Source organism: Mycobacterium venezuelense (genome assembly GCF_054919535.1).
In genome coordinates, this window is the sequence record NZ_JBONDW010000040.1 from 1 (window position 1) to 16,082 (window position 16,082).

The following is a 16,082-nucleotide window of genomic DNA, read 5'->3' on the forward strand; positions in this document are numbered from 1 at the left end:
AAAACCCCCCCACACCAAAAAAAAAAACCTCCCCCCCCCTTTTTTGGGGTCCCCCCGCGATGATGCGTCAGATCAACTACTTGTTGATCGCGTAGGCGAGCCTACTTGTTGATCACGTAGGCGAGCCTACTTGTTGATCTTCGTAACCCGGCCGGCGCCGACGGTACGGCCACCCTCGCGGATCGCGAAGCGCAGGCCCTCGTCCATGGCGACGGGCTGGATCAGCTTGACGGAGATGTCGGTGTTGTCACCGGGCATGACCATCTCGGTGCCCTCCGGCAGCGTCACCACACCGGTCACGTCGGTGGTGCGGAAGTAGAACTGCGGACGGTAGTTGTTGAAGAACGGCGTGTGGCGGCCACCCTCGTCCTTGGACAGGATGTAGACCTGGCCCTCGAACTCGGTGTGCGGGGTGGTGGTGCCGGGCTTGACCACAACCTGGCCACGCTCGACGTCCTCACGCTTGATACCGCGGAGCAGCAGACCGACGTTGTCACCGGCCTGGCCCTGGTCGAGCAGCTTGCGGAACATCTCGACACCGGTGACCGTGGTCTTGGTGGTGTCGGGACGGATGCCGACGATCTCGACTTCCTCGTTCACGTTGATGATGCCGCGCTCCACACGACCGGTGACCACGGTGCCGCGGCCGGTGATGGTGAAGACGTCCTCGACGGGCATCAGGAACGGCTTGTCGGTCTCACGAACCGGATCCGGGATCGACTCGTCGACAGCGTCCATCAGCTCCTCGACCGACTTGACCCACTTCTCGTCGCCTTCCAGCGCCTTCAGCGCCGAAACACGCACGACCGGGGCCTCCTCGTCGAAGTCCTGAGCGGCCAGCAGCTCGCGGACCTCCATCTCGACGAGCTCGATGAGCTCCTCGTCGTCCACCGCGTCCGACTTGTTCAGCGCGACCAGGATGTAGGGCACACCCACCTGGCGGGCCAGCAGCACGTGCTCGCGGGTCTGCGGCATCGGGCCGTCGGTAGCGGCGACCACCAGGATCGCGCCGTCCATCTGGGCGGCACCGGTGATCATGTTCTTGATGTAGTCGGCGTGGCCGGGGGCGTCCACGTGTGCGTAGTGGCGCTTCTCGGTCTGGTACTCGACGTGCGAGATGTTGATCGTGATGCCGCGCTGACGCTCCTCAGGCGCATTGTCGATCTGGTCGAATGCGCGCGACTCGTTCAACTCCGGGTACTTGTCATGCAGAACCTTGGTGATTGCTGCAGTGAGCGTGGTCTTGCCGTGGTCAACGTGACCGATGGTCCCGATGTTGACGTGCGGCTTCGTCCGCTCGAACTTCGCCTTCGCCACTGTGGTGTCCTCCTGGACTTGTTGGTGCTTTTTCTAAAGCAGTGTTGATGTGTTCAGTTGTGCGGTCGGTGCGAGCCGACGGGTCAGCTTACTGACCCGTCGCCTTCGCGATGATCTCCTTCGACACGTTCGCCGGAACCTCGGCGTACGAGTCGAACACCATGGAGTAGTTCGCCCGGCCCTGGGTCTTCGACCGGAGGTCGCCGACGTAGCCGAACATCTCCGACAGCGGAACCTGCGCCTTGACGACGCGCGCACCGCTTCGCTCCTCCATGGCCTGGATCTGACCACGGCGGGAGTTCAGGTCGCCGATCACGTCACCCATGTAGTCCTCGGGGGTGGTGACCTCGACTGCCATGATGGGCTCGAGAATGACCGGCTGCGCCGACTGGGCAGCCTTCTTGAGCACCTGCGAACCCGCGACCTTGAACGCCATTTCCGAGGAGTCGACCTCGTGGTAGGCGCCGTCGAGCAAGGTGACCTTGACGTTCACCAGCGGGTAGCCGGCGAGAACGCCGTACTGCATGGCGTCCTGCGCACCGGCGTCGACCGACGGGATGTACTCGCGCGGGATGCGGCCACCGGTGACCTTGTTCTCGAACTCGTAGGTCGCACCGTCCTCGCCGACGAACGGCTCGAGGTTGATGATGACCTTCGCGAACTGACCCGAGCCACCCGTCTGCTTCTTGTGGGTGTACTCGACGTTCTGCACCGCACGGCGGATGGTCTCGCGGTAGGCCACCTGCGGCTTGCCCACGTTGGCCTCGACCTTGAACTCGCGACGCATGCGGTCGACCAGGATGTCCAGGTGGAGCTCGCCCATACCGCCGATGACGGTCTGGCCGGTCTCCTGGTCCAGGTGCACCTTGAAGGTCGGGTCCTCTTCGGCGAGCTTCTGGATCGCCGTGCCGAGCTTCTCCTGGTCGCTCTTGGTCTTGGGCTCGATGGCCACCTCGATAACCGGATCGGGGAACGTCATCGACTCCAGCACGATCTGGTTGTTCGGATCGCACAGGGTGTCACCGGTCGTGGTGTCCTTCAGACCGATCACCGCGTAGATGTGGCCCGCGGCGGCGGACTCGACGGGGTTCTCCTTGTTGGAGTGCATCTGGAACAGCTTGCCCAGACGCTCCTTCTTGCCCTTGGTCGAGTTGATGACCTGGGCACCGGAGTCAACCTTGCCGGAGTACACGCGGACGTAGGTCAGCTTGCCGAAGAACGGGTGCGTGGCAACCTTGAACGCCAGCGCCGAGAAGGGCTCGTCGGCCGACGGCTTGCGGGTGATCAGCTCGTCTTCCTTGCCCGGGACGTGACCCTCGGCGGGCGGCACGTCGAGCGGGGACGGCAGGTAGTCGATCACCGCGTCGAGCATGGGCTGCACACCCTTGTTCTTGAACGCGGAGCCGCACAGCACCGGGTAGGCCTGGCTCGTGACGGTCAGCTTGCGGATGCCGCCCTTGATCTCGTCGATCGTGAGCTCTTCGCCGCCCAGGTACTTCTCCAGCAGCGCCTCATCGGTCTCGGCGACGGCCTCGATCATCTTGGTGCGGTACTCGTCGGCCCGCTCCTGCAGATCGGCCGGGATGTCGACGACGTCGTACTTCTCACCGAGCTTGGTCTCGCCGCGCCACACCTTGGCCTTCATCTCGACCAGGTCGACGACGCCTTCGAAGTCGCTCTCGGAGCCGATCGGCAGCTGGATCGGGATGACGTTCGCGCCGAGGCGCTCTTCCATCGTGCGCACCGAGAAGTAGAAGTCGGCGCCGAGCTTGTCCATCTTGTTGACGAAGCAGATGCGCGGGACGTCGTACTTGTCGGCCTGGCGCCACACCTGCTCGGACTGCGGCTCGACACCTTCCTTGCCGTCGAAGACGGCAACGGCACCGTCGAGCACGCGCAGCGAGCGCTCCACCTCGACCGTGAAGTCGACGTGGCCCGGGGTGTCGATGATGTTGATCTGGTTGTCGTTCCAGAAGCAGGTGGTGGCGGCCGAGGTGATCGTGATACCCCGCTCCTGCTCCTGCTCCATCCAGTCCATCGTGGCGGCGCCGTCGTGCACCTCACCGATCTTGTAAGAGATACCGGTGTAGAAGAGGATGCGCTCGGTCGTCGTCGTCTTGCCGGCGTCGATGTGCGCCATGATGCCGATATTGCGGACCTTCGTGAGGTCGGTGAGCACGTCCTGTGCCACGGCTAGATTCCCACTCTTTCGCTTGAATATTTGTTGGTGTTACGCCCGCGGCAGCACTGTCGCGGGCGTCGAGATCACCAGCGGTAGTGCGCGAAGGCCCGGTTCGCTTCGGCCATCTTGTGGGTGTCCTCACGTCGCTTGACGGAGGCGCCCAGGCCGTTGCTGGCGTCCAGGATCTCGTTGGCGAGGCGCTCGACCATGGTCTTCTCGCGACGCTGCCGCGAGAAGCTCACCAGCCAGCGCAGAGCCAGCGTGGTGGAGCGGTCGGGGCGAACCTCGACGGGGACCTGGTAGGTCGCGCCACCGACGCGGCGGCTACGCACCTCCAGGGCGGGCTTCACGTTGTCGAGCGCGCGCTTGAGGGTGACGACCGGGTCGGTGCCGGTCTTGTCGCGGGCCTGCTCGAGCGCACCATAAACAATGCGTTCAGCCAGCGATTTCTTCCCCTGCAGAAGAACCTTGTTCACCAGCTGGGTGACCAGCTGCGACCCATAGACCGGATCGTTGACCAACGGACGCTTGGGCGCCGGTCCCTTGCGCGGCATTAGCTCTTCTCCTTCTTCGCGCCATAGCGGCTGCGGGCCTGCTTGCGGTTCTTGACGCCCTGGGTGTCGAGCGAACCGCGAATGATCTTGTAGCGGACACCGGGCAGGTCCTTCACACGACCGCCACGCACCAGCACCATCGAGTGCTCCTGCAGGTTGTGACCCTCACCCGGGATGTAGGCGGTCACCTCCACCTGGCTGGTCAGCTTCACGCGCGCGACCTTCCGAAGCGCCGAGTTCGGCTTCTTCGGGGTGGTGGTGTACACGCGGGTGCACACGCCGCGACGCTGCGGGCTGCCCTTGAGGGCCGCGGTCTTCACCTTGGCGATCTTGTCGCGGCGGCCCTTGCGGACCAGCTGCTGGATGGTTGGCATGTACCGGCTTTCTCTGTGTTGCTTGTGTTGCTCGTTCTTTTTAAGTCTCTGTACTGCTGTTACGCACCGAACGCGTACCCCGCGTCCGGGCGTGTCGCACGCGCTCGCACCGGCGGAATTCCGATGCGTGTTAGACATGCGAATTGGCCCGGCGTGCGGGCACGCTTGCGAAACTCCTCAGCCGCATGCGCCTTTCCGGCCAGGCACGATCCACCACAATACCAGGGCCGACCGCGCCGAAACAAACTCGTGCGCAGTCGTCTAATCGCAGGTCAGAGCCTACGGTTGTCGACGCTCCATCCCGGAGGCCAGTCGCAGCAGCATGTCGGTGAAAACCGCATCGGTGTCAATATCGTCCATCACGCCGGTCATTTCCAGCAGGACGAAGCCGTGCAGCGCCGACCAGAATTCGAGCGCGGCGTAGAACGCGTCCTCCCCTTCCAGGCCGTACGACGCCAGGACGTCGATCACCGGACCGGCGGCAGCCTTGGTGGCGGCCGAGTACTCGGGGTCGTCACCACCGAAAGGCATCCGGGTGAAGGCCGAGTAGCGGCCAGGGTGGTGATGGGCATAGCTGCGATAGGCGCTGGCCATCGCCATGACGGCGTCGTCGCGCGTCCGCCCCTGCCCCACGGTGTTGAGCATCTCGATGATGTCGTCGACCACACGCATCCGCACCGTGCGGCGCAGGTCTTCGAGGCTGTGCACGTGGTTGTAGAGCGACGGCCCCTTGGTGCCGAGCTGGCTGGCCAGCGCGTTGATGGTCAGCGCGTCCCAGCCCTCACGGTCCAGAAAGGTCAGTGCAGCGTTGACGATCGCGTCGCGGCTGAGCCTCGTGGTCCGGGCCGAGCGCGAGCGGCCGCCCGCCGTCTGCGGCTCCGGCCGAACTGACATGTGCGCACTACCTTCGGGTCGAGGTGGAGACCCTGGTGTGGGTCGCCGTGAAACTCTAGTCCCTCGAGTGCGCAGAACCTGGCAGGTCAGTTCACTCGGTCCTGGCTGAGTTTGGCGAGCTGCTCGGTGATCGTGCACAGATCCGGCAGGACGGCCGGGTTCATCGTCTGGATCGACCAGGTGATGACGTCACCGCCCTTGGCCACATAGATGCTGCAGACGTTGGCGTCAGCAGCCTTGAAACCCTTGTTGCCGTCGATCGAGAGTTCGGTCAGGGTCCGCCCGGCCCGCTGCTCCAACGACCGCTCGGTGTCCATGTCACTGCCGCGGTACCACCACGTGGAAATCCCCATGCCCGCACCGAACGTGCCCAGCACCGTGTTCTCCTGCCAGAAGCAGCCCGAGTCGCTGACCACGACTCTCGTGAACATCGACGAGCCGACGGCATTGCGGACATCGTCGTCGGTGACCCCGTTGCAGTCCGCGCTCTGGAAACCGGGGCCCGACGGCGCCGGTGAGGCGGGGCTGTCGTGCGGTTCGGGCGACCCACACCCGGCGAGCAGTGCGGCGCCGGCGGCGAGACCGACGACGAATCTGACTGGTAGTGCGCGACGAGACACGTCAGAGTTCCGACTGCAGAGTTCGCGACAGCAGTTTCTCGGCGTCCTTGCACGGATCGCCACTGTTCTGACCACGCAGCTGCACCCACCAGCTGAGCACCCCCGGACCGGCGGCCGCGGTGGCCGAGCAGGCCGCGCCCGTCACATCGCGTCTCGCGAGAAAAGCCTGGTGTCGTTCGACGACGGTGTCAGTGATCTGCGCGTCACGCTCCTCGGCCACCGTGCGCTCCCGCTGCAGGGTGCCGGTTTCGAACCACGAGAAGATGACGTCGAGCATGACCGGCGGGGCATCCGGTGAGGCCTTGCGGGACAGCACGTACTGGCACACCGCGCCGCTGTAGGGGCGGACCACATTGTCGGCCGCGAGAATCTCCTGCACTGTGCTGTCGACGAGCAGCCCGCACCGGTCGTCGACGTAGCCGTAGCTTCGGTTCGGATCGGAGGGATCGGGCTGGGCGCGTTGCGCCGTCCCGGAGATCGTCTGCGAGCACGCCGCGGCCGTCACCACGGCTGTGACCGCGATGGCAGCAGCCTCGATAACACGCCGGTACATCGCAGAACACGCTACCGAGCACTGACAACTCCCGCGACCGATCAGCGCCAGCAAGCCGAACTTGCCAACAGTTGCCGTCACGCCGACACCGCCACGTACTCTTCAATCCAGCGGATCGGAAGGGGAGCACCGTGCATTGGAGACCGCGTCGGCGCACGCGTTTGAACACCGCGAGCCGGACACTCGCCGCCTGCCTCATCGCCATGCCGGTCGCACTGGCCGTCGGCGCGCCCTCTGCGGCGGCCAAGAACGGCGACACCCACGTCACGGGCCAGGGCATCGAGCAGACCATCGACTGCAATGGTTCGACTCTGTTCGTCAACGGCACCGGCAACCAGGTCAACGCACTGGGAACATGCTGGGCCGTGACTGTGCAGGGGTCGTCCAACGTGGTGATCGCCGACAACGTCATCAACGACATCACGGTGTACGGGTGGGACCAGACCGTGTTCTTCAAGAACGGTGCGCCGGCGTTGATCGACCGTGGCCGTGAACTGGGTATGACGAATCGACTCGATCGCGTACCCGCCTGAGTCAGGAAGTAAGGGAGTACATGCGCGCCCACATGACGAGAATCCTCGGCACAGCCGCTGCCGCCGTCGCCGTATTCGGCTTGGCGGCCTGCGGTTCGGAAAGTCAGGACACCACAAGCCCATCGGCGACGGCCGGCTCCTCGGGGCTCAACGTCGAGGTCGGTAACACGATCAACTACATGTCCGTCGGCACCACCGCAGACATCGATTGCGCCGACGGCAAGTCGCTGACCGTCGGCGGGGCGAACAACACGCTGACCGTCAAGGGCACCTGCGCCAACGTGAACATAGGCGGGTCCGACAACAAGATCAACTTCGAGAAGATCGACAAGGACCTCACCGTCGTCGGGCTCAACAACACCATCACCTACCGCGACGGCGACCCCAAGGTCACCAACACGGGCAGTGGCAACTCCGTCAGCAAGGGCTAGACCGCACTCGCCCCGTGCCTGCCTGCGCCCGCCGCGAAGCGGCCAGCGCCGTCCATCGCCTCGTCCTTGACGCGCGCGATACTCGCGAACTCGAAATCCATTGCCGTTTCCTCTGATTCGCCCCACTGGTGCAGCGCCGAAAGTCGGTCGGCACGCATGCACTGCTGAGGTAACAGGGCCAGCTGGGCTGCCAGCTTCTCGGCAGCCTGGCGGGCCTGCCCCTTCGGTACAACCCGATTGGCGAGCCCGATGGCATGCGCCTCGGCGGCGTCGACGGCACGTCCGGTCAGGATCAGATCCATGGCCCGGCTCTGACCGATCAGCCGCGGCAGCCGCACGGTGCCGCCGTCGATGAGCGGCACGCCCCAGCGGCGGCAGAACACGCCCATCACGGCGTCCTCCTCGACGACCCGAAGGTCGCACCACAACGCGAGTTCCAGGCCGCCGGCCACCGCGTGGCCGCCGATCGCGGCGATCACCGGCTTGGACAACACCATCCGGCTCGGCCCCATGGGCCCCGGCCCGGTGCGGTGTACCTGATTGGCCTCCGGCGTGCCGAAAGATTTGAGATCGGCCCCCGCACAGAACGTTCCACCCGCGCCGGTCAAAACCGCGACCGACGCCGAGTCATCGGCGTCGAACTCTTCGAACGCCGCGAACAGCGCCGCCGCGGTGGGCCCGTTGACCGCATTGCGGGCATGCGGACGGTCGATGATGACGGTCGTCACCGCACCGTTGCGTTCGATCCGGACGGGTTCGGTCACGTTGCCTCCATGAGTTGCGTGTGGTCGCGCCGCGCGACGAGTTCGGCGGCGAAGTCCTTGTAGGCCTTACGCAGTGCGGCGCCGGGCCAATCGGTCGGCAACAAGTCGTCCGGCAGGACCGGATCGGTGAGCAGATGGCGCACGATGCCAGCCGCAGCCTGGAACCGGCCGGGAACATCTGTGGGCGCGGACATTTCGTCGAGCAGCTGGTCTGCCGCGCCGGTCCAGTCGGGCAGGTCCCACAGTGTCGCCGCCAGTTCCGCGGGCGCGTCGTCACGGGTGCGCAGAACCCGCACCCGGTCGGTGATCTCGGTCGGCAACACCTGGTCGAGGTTGTCGGGCCGCATCCACACCCCTTCACGCAATTCGGCGAACCGGCACTGCTGCAGCGTATTCCGCAATGACGCCCGTGTACGCGCGTCGGTCCCGACACTGGTGATCACGAGAGTGAGCCAGGTGCCGTCGTACTCGCGTAGGTTGGGTTCGATCGCGTCGTCCTGTCGACGCTGCCGGGCCAACAGCCGGTCCGACAGCCGATACCCGTCCTCCGACCGCACCAGATCCCCGGCACTGACCATCCGCGTCAACGCGACCCGCAGCGTCGGTTCTCTGATGTCGAAATCCGCTGTCAGCTGGATGAGTTCGCTCGCGCTCGCCCAGGCCGGGTGCGCACCGAGCATTACGCTCAGCACGACCGAACGGGCCGTCATACGGTTGAGCGCGGGCACCTCACACCCCGGATGTCTTACGGCCGTAGTCCCCCATCGGCTCGTCACGGTGACGCACCGCCTCGCGGAAACCGTGTTCGCGGGCGTCGGCGACGAAGGCGTGCCCTTCGGGGGTGTGCCGTGCGATGCCGTCGAAAACCGTGCTGACCATCCGACTGGTCGCCACGCCCTGTTGCAGCAACGCCGAATTGCATGCGAGCTTGGCCATGATGAGCTGGTTGACCGGCATCGCCGCAATACGCGCGACGAGGCGTTCGGTGCGCTCATCGAGGTCTTCGGGCTCCGGCGCCTCGACGGCGAGCCCCCATTCGGCGGCCTGTGCACCGGTGATGCAATCCCCGGTGAACAGAAGCCGTTTCGCGCGCTGGTCCCCCAGCCGGTGTGCCCACAAGCCGGCGGCGGGCACGCCCCACACGCGCATCGGCGGATAGCCGATCTTGGCGTCCGCCGCCGCGATCACCTGGTCGGCATGCAATGCGATGTCGGTGCCGCCCGCCACGCAGTACCCGTGGATCTTGACCACGGTCGGCTTGTCGGCGTGCATCAGGCTGGAGAAGCCGCGCACGAACCGGCTCATCATCTGATAGTCGATCATCGGATCCCACGGCTGATCGGGCAGGTGATTGATCGCCTGAGTCTTGCCCGACAGCACGGTGTCCTGGTACGGACTCCCGCCGCCCGCCGACGACGAGCCCTCCGCGTACGCGCCGAGATCGAAACCGGCACAGAATCCTTCGCCCCGACCCGAGACGAGGATGACATGCACATTGGGGTCGAGGTCCGCGCGCTCGACGAGCGCCGATAGCTCCAACGGCGTGTCTGCGACGATCGCATTGCCCTTGTCCGGCCGGTTGAACGTGATACGGGCGACCCGGTCGGTCACCTCGTACGTCATGGTTTTCAGATTGTCGAAGTCCACCGGCCTGATCGCGTGAGTCATGCGCGGCCCCTTCCCGAGCGCGAGCAGACGTGAAAGCCCCCTGGAATGGGCATTTTCGGGTACCTACGTGTCTGTTCGGCGTGAGAGATCATCCCTTCACCAACGCCCGCTCGATGATCGGCGCGAGATCCAGTCCGGTCGGCAAGGTTCCGAACGCACCACCCCATTGACCGCCGAGCCGGCTGGCCAGGAATGCCTCGGCGACCGCCGGATGCCCGTGGCGCACCAGCAGTGAGCCCTGCAGCGCGAGCGAAATGTCTTCGGCGACCTTGCGGGCGCGGTACTGGATGGTCTCCAGGTCGCCCAGGTCGGTCCCCAGCACGGCGACATGTGCGTCCAGTCGCGGATCGTGACCGCTGGTCTTGGCCAGCTCGTCGAACAGCACCTCGACGCATTCGGGCCGGGTTGCCATGGCGCGCAGGGTATCCAGCGCACTCACGTTGCCGGATCCTTCCCAGATACCCATCAACGGGGCCTCACGGTACAGGCGCGGCATGCCCGAATCCTCGACATATCCGTTGCCGCCCAAACATTCCATGGCTTCCGCGGCGTGTGGTGTGGCGCGTTTGCACACCCAGTACTTGCCTGCGGCCAGACCGATCCGGCGCAGCAGTGTCTCGCGCTCATCGCCGCGAACCGCCTTGTCGGTGGCACCGGCCATCCGCATGGCGAGCATCGTGGCGGCCTCCGCCTCGACCGCGAGGTCGGCCAGCACGTTGCGCATCAGTGGCTGGTCGATCAGATAGGCGCCGAACGCTTTTCGGTGCTGGGCGTGGTGCACGGCGCGGCTCAGCCCGCTGCGCATACTCGTGGCGCTGCCCAGCGTGCAATCGAGCCGCGTGAGATTGACCATCTCGATGATGGTGGGTACGCCACGCCCCTCTTCACCGACCAACCACGCTGTGGCGCCGTCGTATTCGACTTCACTCGACGCGTTGGCGTGGTTGCCGAGCTTGTCCTTGAGGCGTTGCAGGAACATGCGGTTGCGGCTGCCGTCGGGCAGGATTCGCGGCAGGAAGAAACAGCTCAGACCTCCCGGCGCCTGCGCGAGTACCAGGAAGATGTCACACATCGGCGCTGATGTGAACCACTTGTGCCCGGTGAGCGAGTAGGTGCCGTCGGAATTCGGCGTGGCCTGCGTCGTGCCGGCGCGCACGTCGGAACCGCCCTGCTTCTCGGTCATCGACATGCCGGCGGTGATGCCGGCTTTCGTCGTCGCGAGCTTGAGTTCGGGGTCGTAGACGCGGCTGGTCAGCAACGGCTCATAGATCGCCGAAAGCTCCGGGTTGAACCGCAACGCGGGGACGACGGCGTAGGTCATCGAGATCGGGCAGACATGTCCGGGCTCTACCGTCCACACCGAAGTCTTCGCCGCGCGTACGACATGGGATCCCGCGCGCTCGTCAGCCCACGGGGCGGCATGCAGCCCATGGCCGACCGCGGCCTTCATCAGCTCGTGATAGGCCGGGTCGTACTCGACCTCGTCGACCCGGTGGCCGTAGCGATCATGCGTGTGCAGCACCGGCCGGTTCCGGTCCGCGAGCTCACCCCAGCGCTGGGCCTGCCTGCTTCCCGACAGCGCGCCGAGCGCATGCACCTCATCGAGACCCCACTCGCCGCCCTCGCGGACGAGGGCCTCGGTGAGCACGGGCGACGCGGCCGGGTTGTAGTCCTCAAGCGTCGGTACCTGATTGGTGACGACATGCGTATCAGCCATGCGCCCAGTGTTACAGTTTTCCGACAACCGCACAATAGTTGTAATAGACGCCTCGGGTCAGGGCCGCGCGTGCTTGTGGTCCGGCGCCGGGCTGTCCTCGGTGGAGCGCACGCTGTTCAGCACGCTCTGGCCCTGTTGATCGATGAGCCTCGTGAAGATCTGCTGCGCATACCCGAACACCAACGCCCACGCGATGATCTGGGCCGGGGTATCCAGGGCGTTCAGGCCGGGGACGAACTGACCACGCATCAGGAGGATCCCCAGGACGGCGGTGAGCGCCCCGGTCGGAAGCTTGAGCGCGGCCAACGCGACCGGGATGCCATAGCGCTCCGATGAGCCCCTGACGTGACTCAGCGTGGCGGCCGAGGCGATCGCTGCCGCGACGAGTCCGACGAGTGCGACGACGGTCATGTCCCACGGACCGGCGGTGTCGGCGATCTGCTTGCCGATCTCCAACGCTCCCTCGTCGGGCGGGTCCACGCCGGCCCGAACCGGTGCGAATGGCAGTGATTCTGCGGTGGGGCACACGACCGTCACGAAGTTGGCATCCTCCGGCGCGAAGCACAGCGGGATCAGTCTCGGGTCTTTGTAGCCGATGATCGCCAGCGCGATCACGAGCAATGTCAACACCAAGGTGGTGCTGACCACGATGTTGCGGAAGCTGCGTAGCCGCACGTTTTCCCGCAACGCTTCCGAGCTGGCCGCCCGAACGGTCGACACGATCGTGTCCCGTTCCTGCTCGACAACCGGCGCCAGGGATTCGCGATCGGTCGTGGTGAGGGTCTTGGCGAGCCGCTCCATCGCCTGACGGCCCGGATCGCTCGATTTGAGGTGGCGCTGCACATGCCTCAGCAGTGACGGCAGCTGTCCGGCCAGATACGAGGGCGGGGCGAGGTTGAGCAGCTGCGCTTCGGCGGCGTCGAGGTTGCTGATCGCACGTTCGAGCAGTGGGCCGTTGCGGGACAACCGGATTCGTTTGCCGAATTCGGGCCGCTTACCTCCCGCGGCGTCGCGAGCCGCGTCGAGATGACTCTTGATCGCCTTCGACAGCGAACCTCCGACGTCTCGCGCGTTGCCCAGGGCGAGGTAGCCGACCAGCGTCTCGAGTTCGTAGGCCCGCGTGAGCGTGCCTTCGCGCCAGGCCACCCACACCGGTCCGCCGACGGGTCTGACGGCATCGACGACGGGCATGCGGGACGGTGATTGCGGGGGTGCCTCCGTGATGGTCACGTTGCCTCCTGAGCTGGCAAGGCTGCTGAATAGGAGCGTAAGTTTCGCCTGCCGTGCTCAGCGCGAGTAGTCCGCTACTCGATTCGGCCGCATGCCGGGCGCTCCGCATACTGATCCGATGACACCGAACACGCTTGTGCCCGCGGCCGACCTCGATCTGACTCTCGAGCCGGTGCCTGCCGATCAATCGGTCAGCGGCGCGCCGCGAACAGGTGCCGTGGCGCTCGACGATTTCGGCGATCTGGAAATCGGTGTCTGGGAGATGACGCCAGGAGTGATGACCGATGTGGAAGCCGACGAGGTGTTTGTCGTGCTGTCCGGGTCAGGTTCGGTCGAGTTCGCCGACGGCAGTCCGACCATGCAGCTCGGCCCTGGCGCCCTCGTCCGGTTGAAGGCGGGCACCAGCACCGTCTGGACCGTCACCGAGACTCTCCGCAAGGTCTACCTGACCGGCGCGTGACCGGCGCCGCGCATCGAACCGGTTCAGCGCGAACACCACCACGGCCGCCAGCGCCCAGCCCAGCAGGATATCGACGACGTAATGCTCGGCGGTGTAGACGAGCGTGAACGCCATGATGAGCGGATAAGCGACGAGCAACGGCCGCCACTTGCGGTGCACGCGGTGCCACAGGAACGCGGCGACCGCCGCGGTGAGGCCGGCGTGTAACGACGGGATGGCTGCCACGAGGTTGACGCTTGCCTGTCCCTGGTCGATCAGGGCGGTCGCCGAGTGCAGGTTCAGCTTGCCCCAGCCGCGGGCGACGATCCGTTCGATCCAGTCGTTGGCCCCGTCCTGGCTCGTCTGCAAGGAGCCGAGCAGTCCGCCGTCTGGCACCTCACGGGCCGAGCGGAACATGCACCGCGGTCCCGACGGCCCTCCGTCGACGTCTGTCGCGGTGCAGCGGGCGGCCGCCCACGGCGGGGCGGCAGGCAGCAGCGCGTAGATCGCGAGCGCCGCGAACGACAATCCGACGAACAACCGCACGAATCGCTTCCATTCGTCGCGGTCCCGCAGCCACAGCACGCCCGCCACCACGTACGGCAGGATGAAAAACGACATGTAGACCGTGCTGATCACGACTTCCCACCACGGCGGATGAGGCAGCTTCAGCCGTTCCTGCAGCCACACGGTTGGCACCGTCCCGAAGAACAGCCAACGGTCGGCGTCGACCTGCCAGTGCCACAGCGTCGGCCGCCCGATCAGCGTCGCCGCTCCCCTGCTCAGGTCATAGGCGACCAGCACCAACGCGAACGGCAACCAGTCGCGGATGACGTAGAGCATGCGTTTGCCCTGACCGATGCTCGCCGCCAACAGGCCCGTGCTGATGTAGAGCAGCAGAAGCTCTCGGTTGAAGGCGAAACCGTCGGTGACCGTTCGATAGGCGACAACAGAAGCCCAAACGGCGATCGCGGTATAGCGCAGGATGCGAAGCCTGCGCGTTCGCCGGTCGTTGTCGTCTACGGAGGGTTCAACCTCCGACGGGGCGATTGACGGCTTGTCGTCAATCGTGGACACACACTTGAGCCTAGTTCACCTAGGTGTCACCCGTCGTTCGGCCGGTGTTCCGGGTGGCGAAGCTCAGCTGGCGTGCTCCCGGAGGAAGGCGATGTCGTCCTTGCGGCCTTCCTCGGCGGTCTCGCAGATCACCGGCGCGTCGGCGGCCTTGACCACCGCGGCGAGCAGCTGCGGATCGATCTGGCCGGCACCGAAGTTGGCATGGCGGTCCGCGCCGGAGCCGGCCGCGTCCCGCGAATCGTTGCAGTGCACCAGGTCGATGCGGCCCGTGATGGCTTTGATGCGTTCGACGGCATCGATCAATGCCTCACCCGCCGCCCACGCGTGGCAGGTGTCCAGGCAGAAGCCGATTCCCTTGTCGCCGATGTGATCCCACAGCCGGGCGATCGTGTCGAAGTGCCGGGCCATCGCGTGATCGCCGCCCGCGGTGTTCTCCAAGTAGACAGGCACGTCGCTGTTGAGTGCGTCGAGCGCCTTGACCCAGCGGACGAACCCGGCCTCCATGTCGTTGTCGTCGGCATGGCCGCCATGCACGATGACGGCGGTGGCGTTGATCTCGGCGGCAGCGTCGCATGTGTCCTGCAGGATCTTGCGGGACGGGATCCGCACGCGGTTGTTGGCCGACGCGACATTGATCAAGTACGGCGCATGCACATACAGCGGCACGGTCGAAGCCTTGAGCACCTCGGCGTCTTCACGAGGCTTGGGCTTCTTCCAGCTCTGCGGGTTGCCGAGAAAGAACTGCACGACGTCGGCGCCGTCAGCAGCGGCTGCGGCAAGCGGGTCGGTGTTGTCTACATGCGAACCAATGAGCACGCGGCCAGTCTAGTGAGACGGTGCGACAGAAAAGCCGCTGTGCGAATACATGGCCCGCCGTAGGACCTTGGTTCAAAAGGTTGATTCGTCGAGTTCCATCAGGTCGTCGTCGATGGTCTCGATGACCTGACGGGTGCTGGTCAGCAGCGGCAGGAAGTTCTTGGCGAAGAACGATGCGGCGGCGATCTTGCCCTCGTAGTAGGCGCGGTCATCGCCGGGGGCGCTCTGGCCCGATGTCGCCGGCAGCCCGGCTCCGGCGTCGAGCTTTTCGATCGCGACGGCGGCCTGGCGGGCCAGCAGCCAGCCGAGCAGCAGGTCGCCGACCGACAGCAGGAACCGGACCGAGCCCAGGCCCACCTTGTAGATGCTGGCCTGGTCTTCCCGAGTGGCCATCAGGTAGCCGGTCAGCGAGGCGGCCATGCCCTGCACATCGGCGAGGGCGGTGGCCAGCAGTGCACGCTCGGACTTCAACCGGCCGTTGCCGGACTCGTTCTTGATGAACTGCTCGATCTCGCCGGCGACGTAAGCCAGTGCCTGGCCCTTGTCGCGGACGATCTTGCGGAAGAAGAAGTCCTGGGCCTGGATGGCCGTGGTGCCCTCGTAGAGCGAGTCGATCTTGGCGTCGCGGATGTACTGCTCGATCGGGTAGTCCTGCAAGTAGCCGGAGCCGCCGAAGGTCTGCAACGACTCGGTGAGTGTGGCGTGAGCCCGTTCGGAGCAGTATCCCTTGACCACGGGAAGTAGAAGGTCGCTGACCGCTGCCGCGGTATCGGTAGCAACTCCATGGAGAACAGCAGCTATCTGGGCGTCCTGGAAGGTCGCGGTGTAGAGGTAGAGCGCGCGCATGCCCTCGGCGTAAGCCTTCTGGGTGATCAGGCTGCGACGGACGTCGGGGTGATGGGTGATGGTGACG

At 65.6% G+C, this 16,082-nt stretch carries 17 protein-coding genes and 1 pseudogene; 3 read left to right on the forward strand and 15 right to left on the reverse strand.

Translation table 11 applies throughout. The features are described 5' to 3' along the window. Positions 1-126 precede the first annotated feature (126 nt). The 7 genes from tuf to ACRCUN_RS33785 all read right to left on the reverse strand — a co-directional run bounded on the left by tuf (position 127) and on the right by ACRCUN_RS33785 (position 6,494). Positions 127-1,317: an elongation factor Tu gene (gene tuf, locus ACRCUN_RS33755; protein ID WP_462145956.1), complete on the reverse strand. Its 1,191-nt coding sequence runs from the start codon at positions 1,315-1,317 to the stop codon at positions 127-129. A gap of 88 nt (positions 1,318-1,405) precedes the next feature. After that, positions 1,406-3,457, reverse strand: a complete 2,052-nt coding sequence (gene fusA, locus ACRCUN_RS33760; protein ID WP_462145968.1) for an elongation factor G — start codon at positions 3,455-3,457, stop codon at positions 1,406-1,408. A gap of 125 nt (positions 3,458-3,582) precedes the next feature. Further along, positions 3,583-4,053, reverse strand: a complete 471-nt coding sequence (gene rpsG / locus ACRCUN_RS33765; RefSeq protein ID WP_036429170.1) for a 30S ribosomal protein S7 — start codon at positions 4,051-4,053, stop codon at positions 3,583-3,585. Next, complete coding sequence (gene rpsL, locus ACRCUN_RS33770; RefSeq protein ID WP_007167812.1) at positions 4,053-4,427, reverse strand: 30S ribosomal protein S12; 375 nt, start codon at positions 4,425-4,427, stop codon at positions 4,053-4,055. The genes rpsG and rpsL overlap by 1 nt, the downstream gene beginning before the upstream one ends. 279 nt (positions 4,428-4,706) lie before the next feature. Then, positions 4,707-5,321, reverse strand: a complete 615-nt coding sequence (locus tag ACRCUN_RS33775) for a TetR/AcrR family transcriptional regulator (RefSeq protein ID WP_462145957.1) — start codon at positions 5,319-5,321, stop codon at positions 4,707-4,709. An 86-nt stretch (positions 5,322-5,407) separates the two neighbouring features. Further along, positions 5,408-5,941 (reverse strand): DUF3558 domain-containing protein, encoded by a 534-nt coding sequence (locus ACRCUN_RS33780; RefSeq protein WP_462145958.1) that lies wholly within the window; start codon positions 5,939-5,941, stop codon positions 5,408-5,410. Between the two features lies 1 nt (position 5,942). Then, positions 5,943-6,494 carry a DUF3558 domain-containing protein gene (locus ACRCUN_RS33785; RefSeq protein ID WP_462145959.1) on the reverse strand — a complete coding sequence of 184 codons (552 nt, stop codon included), beginning with the start codon at positions 6,492-6,494 and terminating at the stop codon, positions 5,943-5,945. A gap of 203 nt (positions 6,495-6,697) precedes the next feature. On the opposite strand from ACRCUN_RS33785, the gene ACRCUN_RS33790 reads away from it, so the two are divergent. Both ACRCUN_RS33790 and ACRCUN_RS33795 read left to right on the forward strand, forming a co-directional pair. Beyond that, entirely contained in the window at positions 6,698-7,027 is a 330-nt protein-coding gene (locus tag ACRCUN_RS33790; RefSeq protein ID WP_462145969.1) for a DUF3060 domain-containing protein, read from the forward strand. Between the two features lie 20 nt (positions 7,028-7,047). Further along, positions 7,048-7,458 (forward strand): DUF3060 domain-containing protein, encoded by a 411-nt coding sequence (locus tag ACRCUN_RS33795; protein ID WP_462145960.1) that lies wholly within the window; start codon positions 7,048-7,050, stop codon positions 7,456-7,458. Here ACRCUN_RS33795 and ACRCUN_RS33800 read toward each other — a convergent pair. The 5 genes from ACRCUN_RS33800 to ACRCUN_RS33820 form a co-directional block, all read right to left on the reverse strand. Beyond that, positions 7,455-8,222 carry a crotonase/enoyl-CoA hydratase family protein gene (locus ACRCUN_RS33800; RefSeq protein ID WP_462145961.1) on the reverse strand — a complete coding sequence of 256 codons (768 nt, stop codon included), beginning with the start codon at positions 8,220-8,222 and terminating at the stop codon, positions 7,455-7,457. The two genes, ACRCUN_RS33795 and ACRCUN_RS33800, sit on opposite strands and share 4 nt — an antisense overlap. After that, the gene (locus tag ACRCUN_RS33805; RefSeq protein WP_462145962.1) at positions 8,219-8,932 is read right to left on the reverse strand and encodes a PaaX family transcriptional regulator C-terminal domain-containing protein; all 714 of its coding nucleotides are present in this window, start codon (positions 8,930-8,932) and stop codon (positions 8,219-8,221) included. The genes ACRCUN_RS33800 and ACRCUN_RS33805 overlap by 4 nt, the downstream gene beginning before the upstream one ends. Positions 8,933-8,951: 19 nt before the next feature. Beyond that, the gene (locus ACRCUN_RS33810) at positions 8,952-9,890 is read right to left on the reverse strand and encodes a crotonase/enoyl-CoA hydratase family protein (protein WP_462145963.1); all 939 of its coding nucleotides are present in this window, start codon (positions 9,888-9,890) and stop codon (positions 8,952-8,954) included. A gap of 88 nt (positions 9,891-9,978) precedes the next feature. Then, positions 9,979-11,607 (reverse strand): acyl-CoA dehydrogenase family protein, encoded by a 1,629-nt coding sequence (locus tag ACRCUN_RS33815; protein WP_462145964.1) that lies wholly within the window; start codon positions 11,605-11,607, stop codon positions 9,979-9,981. A 57-nt stretch (positions 11,608-11,664) separates the two neighbouring features. After that, positions 11,665-12,837: a hypothetical protein gene (locus ACRCUN_RS33820; protein ID WP_462145965.1), complete on the reverse strand. Its 1,173-nt coding sequence runs from the start codon at positions 12,835-12,837 to the stop codon at positions 11,665-11,667. Positions 12,838-12,955: 118 nt separating this feature from the next. On the opposite strand from ACRCUN_RS33820, the pseudogene ACRCUN_RS33825 reads away from it, so the two are divergent. Then, positions 12,956-13,222 (forward strand): annotated as a pseudogene (locus ACRCUN_RS33825) (cupin domain-containing protein); the annotation flags it as partial. On the opposite strand, the gene ACRCUN_RS33830 reads toward ACRCUN_RS33825, so the two are convergent. The 3 genes from ACRCUN_RS33830 to ACRCUN_RS33840 form a co-directional block, all read right to left on the reverse strand. Further along, on the reverse strand, positions 13,160-14,326 hold the full coding sequence (locus ACRCUN_RS33830) for a phosphatase PAP2 family protein (protein WP_462145970.1): 1,167 nt from the start codon (positions 14,324-14,326) through the stop codon (positions 13,160-13,162). The pseudogene ACRCUN_RS33825 and the gene ACRCUN_RS33830 sit on opposite strands and share 63 nt — an antisense overlap. A gap of 90 nt (positions 14,327-14,416) precedes the next feature. Continuing rightward, positions 14,417-15,169: a deoxyribonuclease IV gene (locus ACRCUN_RS33835; RefSeq protein WP_462145966.1), complete on the reverse strand. Its 753-nt coding sequence runs from the start codon at positions 15,167-15,169 to the stop codon at positions 14,417-14,419. Positions 15,170-15,241: 72 nt separating this feature from the next. Further along, on the reverse strand, positions 15,242-16,082 hold an 841-nt coding region (locus tag ACRCUN_RS33840; RefSeq protein WP_462145967.1), incomplete at its 5' end, for an acyl-CoA dehydrogenase C-terminal domain-containing protein.

Excerpts from the sequence above, each read along its gene's own strand:
- fusA (WP_462145968.1), bottom strand. The coding sequence starts at position 3,457 with ATGGCGCACATCGACGCCGGCAAGACGACGACGACCGAGCGCATCCTC.
- rpsG (WP_036429170.1), bottom strand. The coding sequence starts at position 4,053 with ATGCCGCGCAAGGGACCGGCGCCCAAGCGTCCGTTGGTCAACGATCCG.
- rpsL (WP_007167812.1), bottom strand. The coding sequence starts at position 4,427 with ATGCCAACCATCCAGCAGCTGGTCCGCAAGGGCCGCCGCGACAAGATC.
- ACRCUN_RS33775 (WP_462145957.1), bottom strand. The coding sequence starts at position 5,321 with ATGTCAGTTCGGCCGGAGCCGCAGACGGCGGGCGGCCGCTCGCGCTCG.
- ACRCUN_RS33785 (WP_462145959.1), bottom strand. The coding sequence starts at position 6,494 with ATGTACCGGCGTGTTATCGAGGCTGCTGCCATCGCGGTCACAGCCGTG.
- ACRCUN_RS33790 (WP_462145969.1), top strand. The coding sequence starts at position 6,698 with ATGCCGGTCGCACTGGCCGTCGGCGCGCCCTCTGCGGCGGCCAAGAAC.
- ACRCUN_RS33795 (WP_462145960.1), top strand. The coding sequence starts at position 7,048 with ATGCGCGCCCACATGACGAGAATCCTCGGCACAGCCGCTGCCGCCGTC.
- ACRCUN_RS33805 (WP_462145962.1), bottom strand. The coding sequence starts at position 8,932 with ATGACGGCCCGTTCGGTCGTGCTGAGCGTAATGCTCGGTGCGCACCCG.
- ACRCUN_RS33810 (WP_462145963.1), bottom strand. The coding sequence starts at position 9,890 with ATGACTCACGCGATCAGGCCGGTGGACTTCGACAATCTGAAAACCATG.
- ACRCUN_RS33815 (WP_462145964.1), bottom strand. The coding sequence starts at position 11,607 with ATGGCTGATACGCATGTCGTCACCAATCAGGTACCGACGCTTGAGGAC.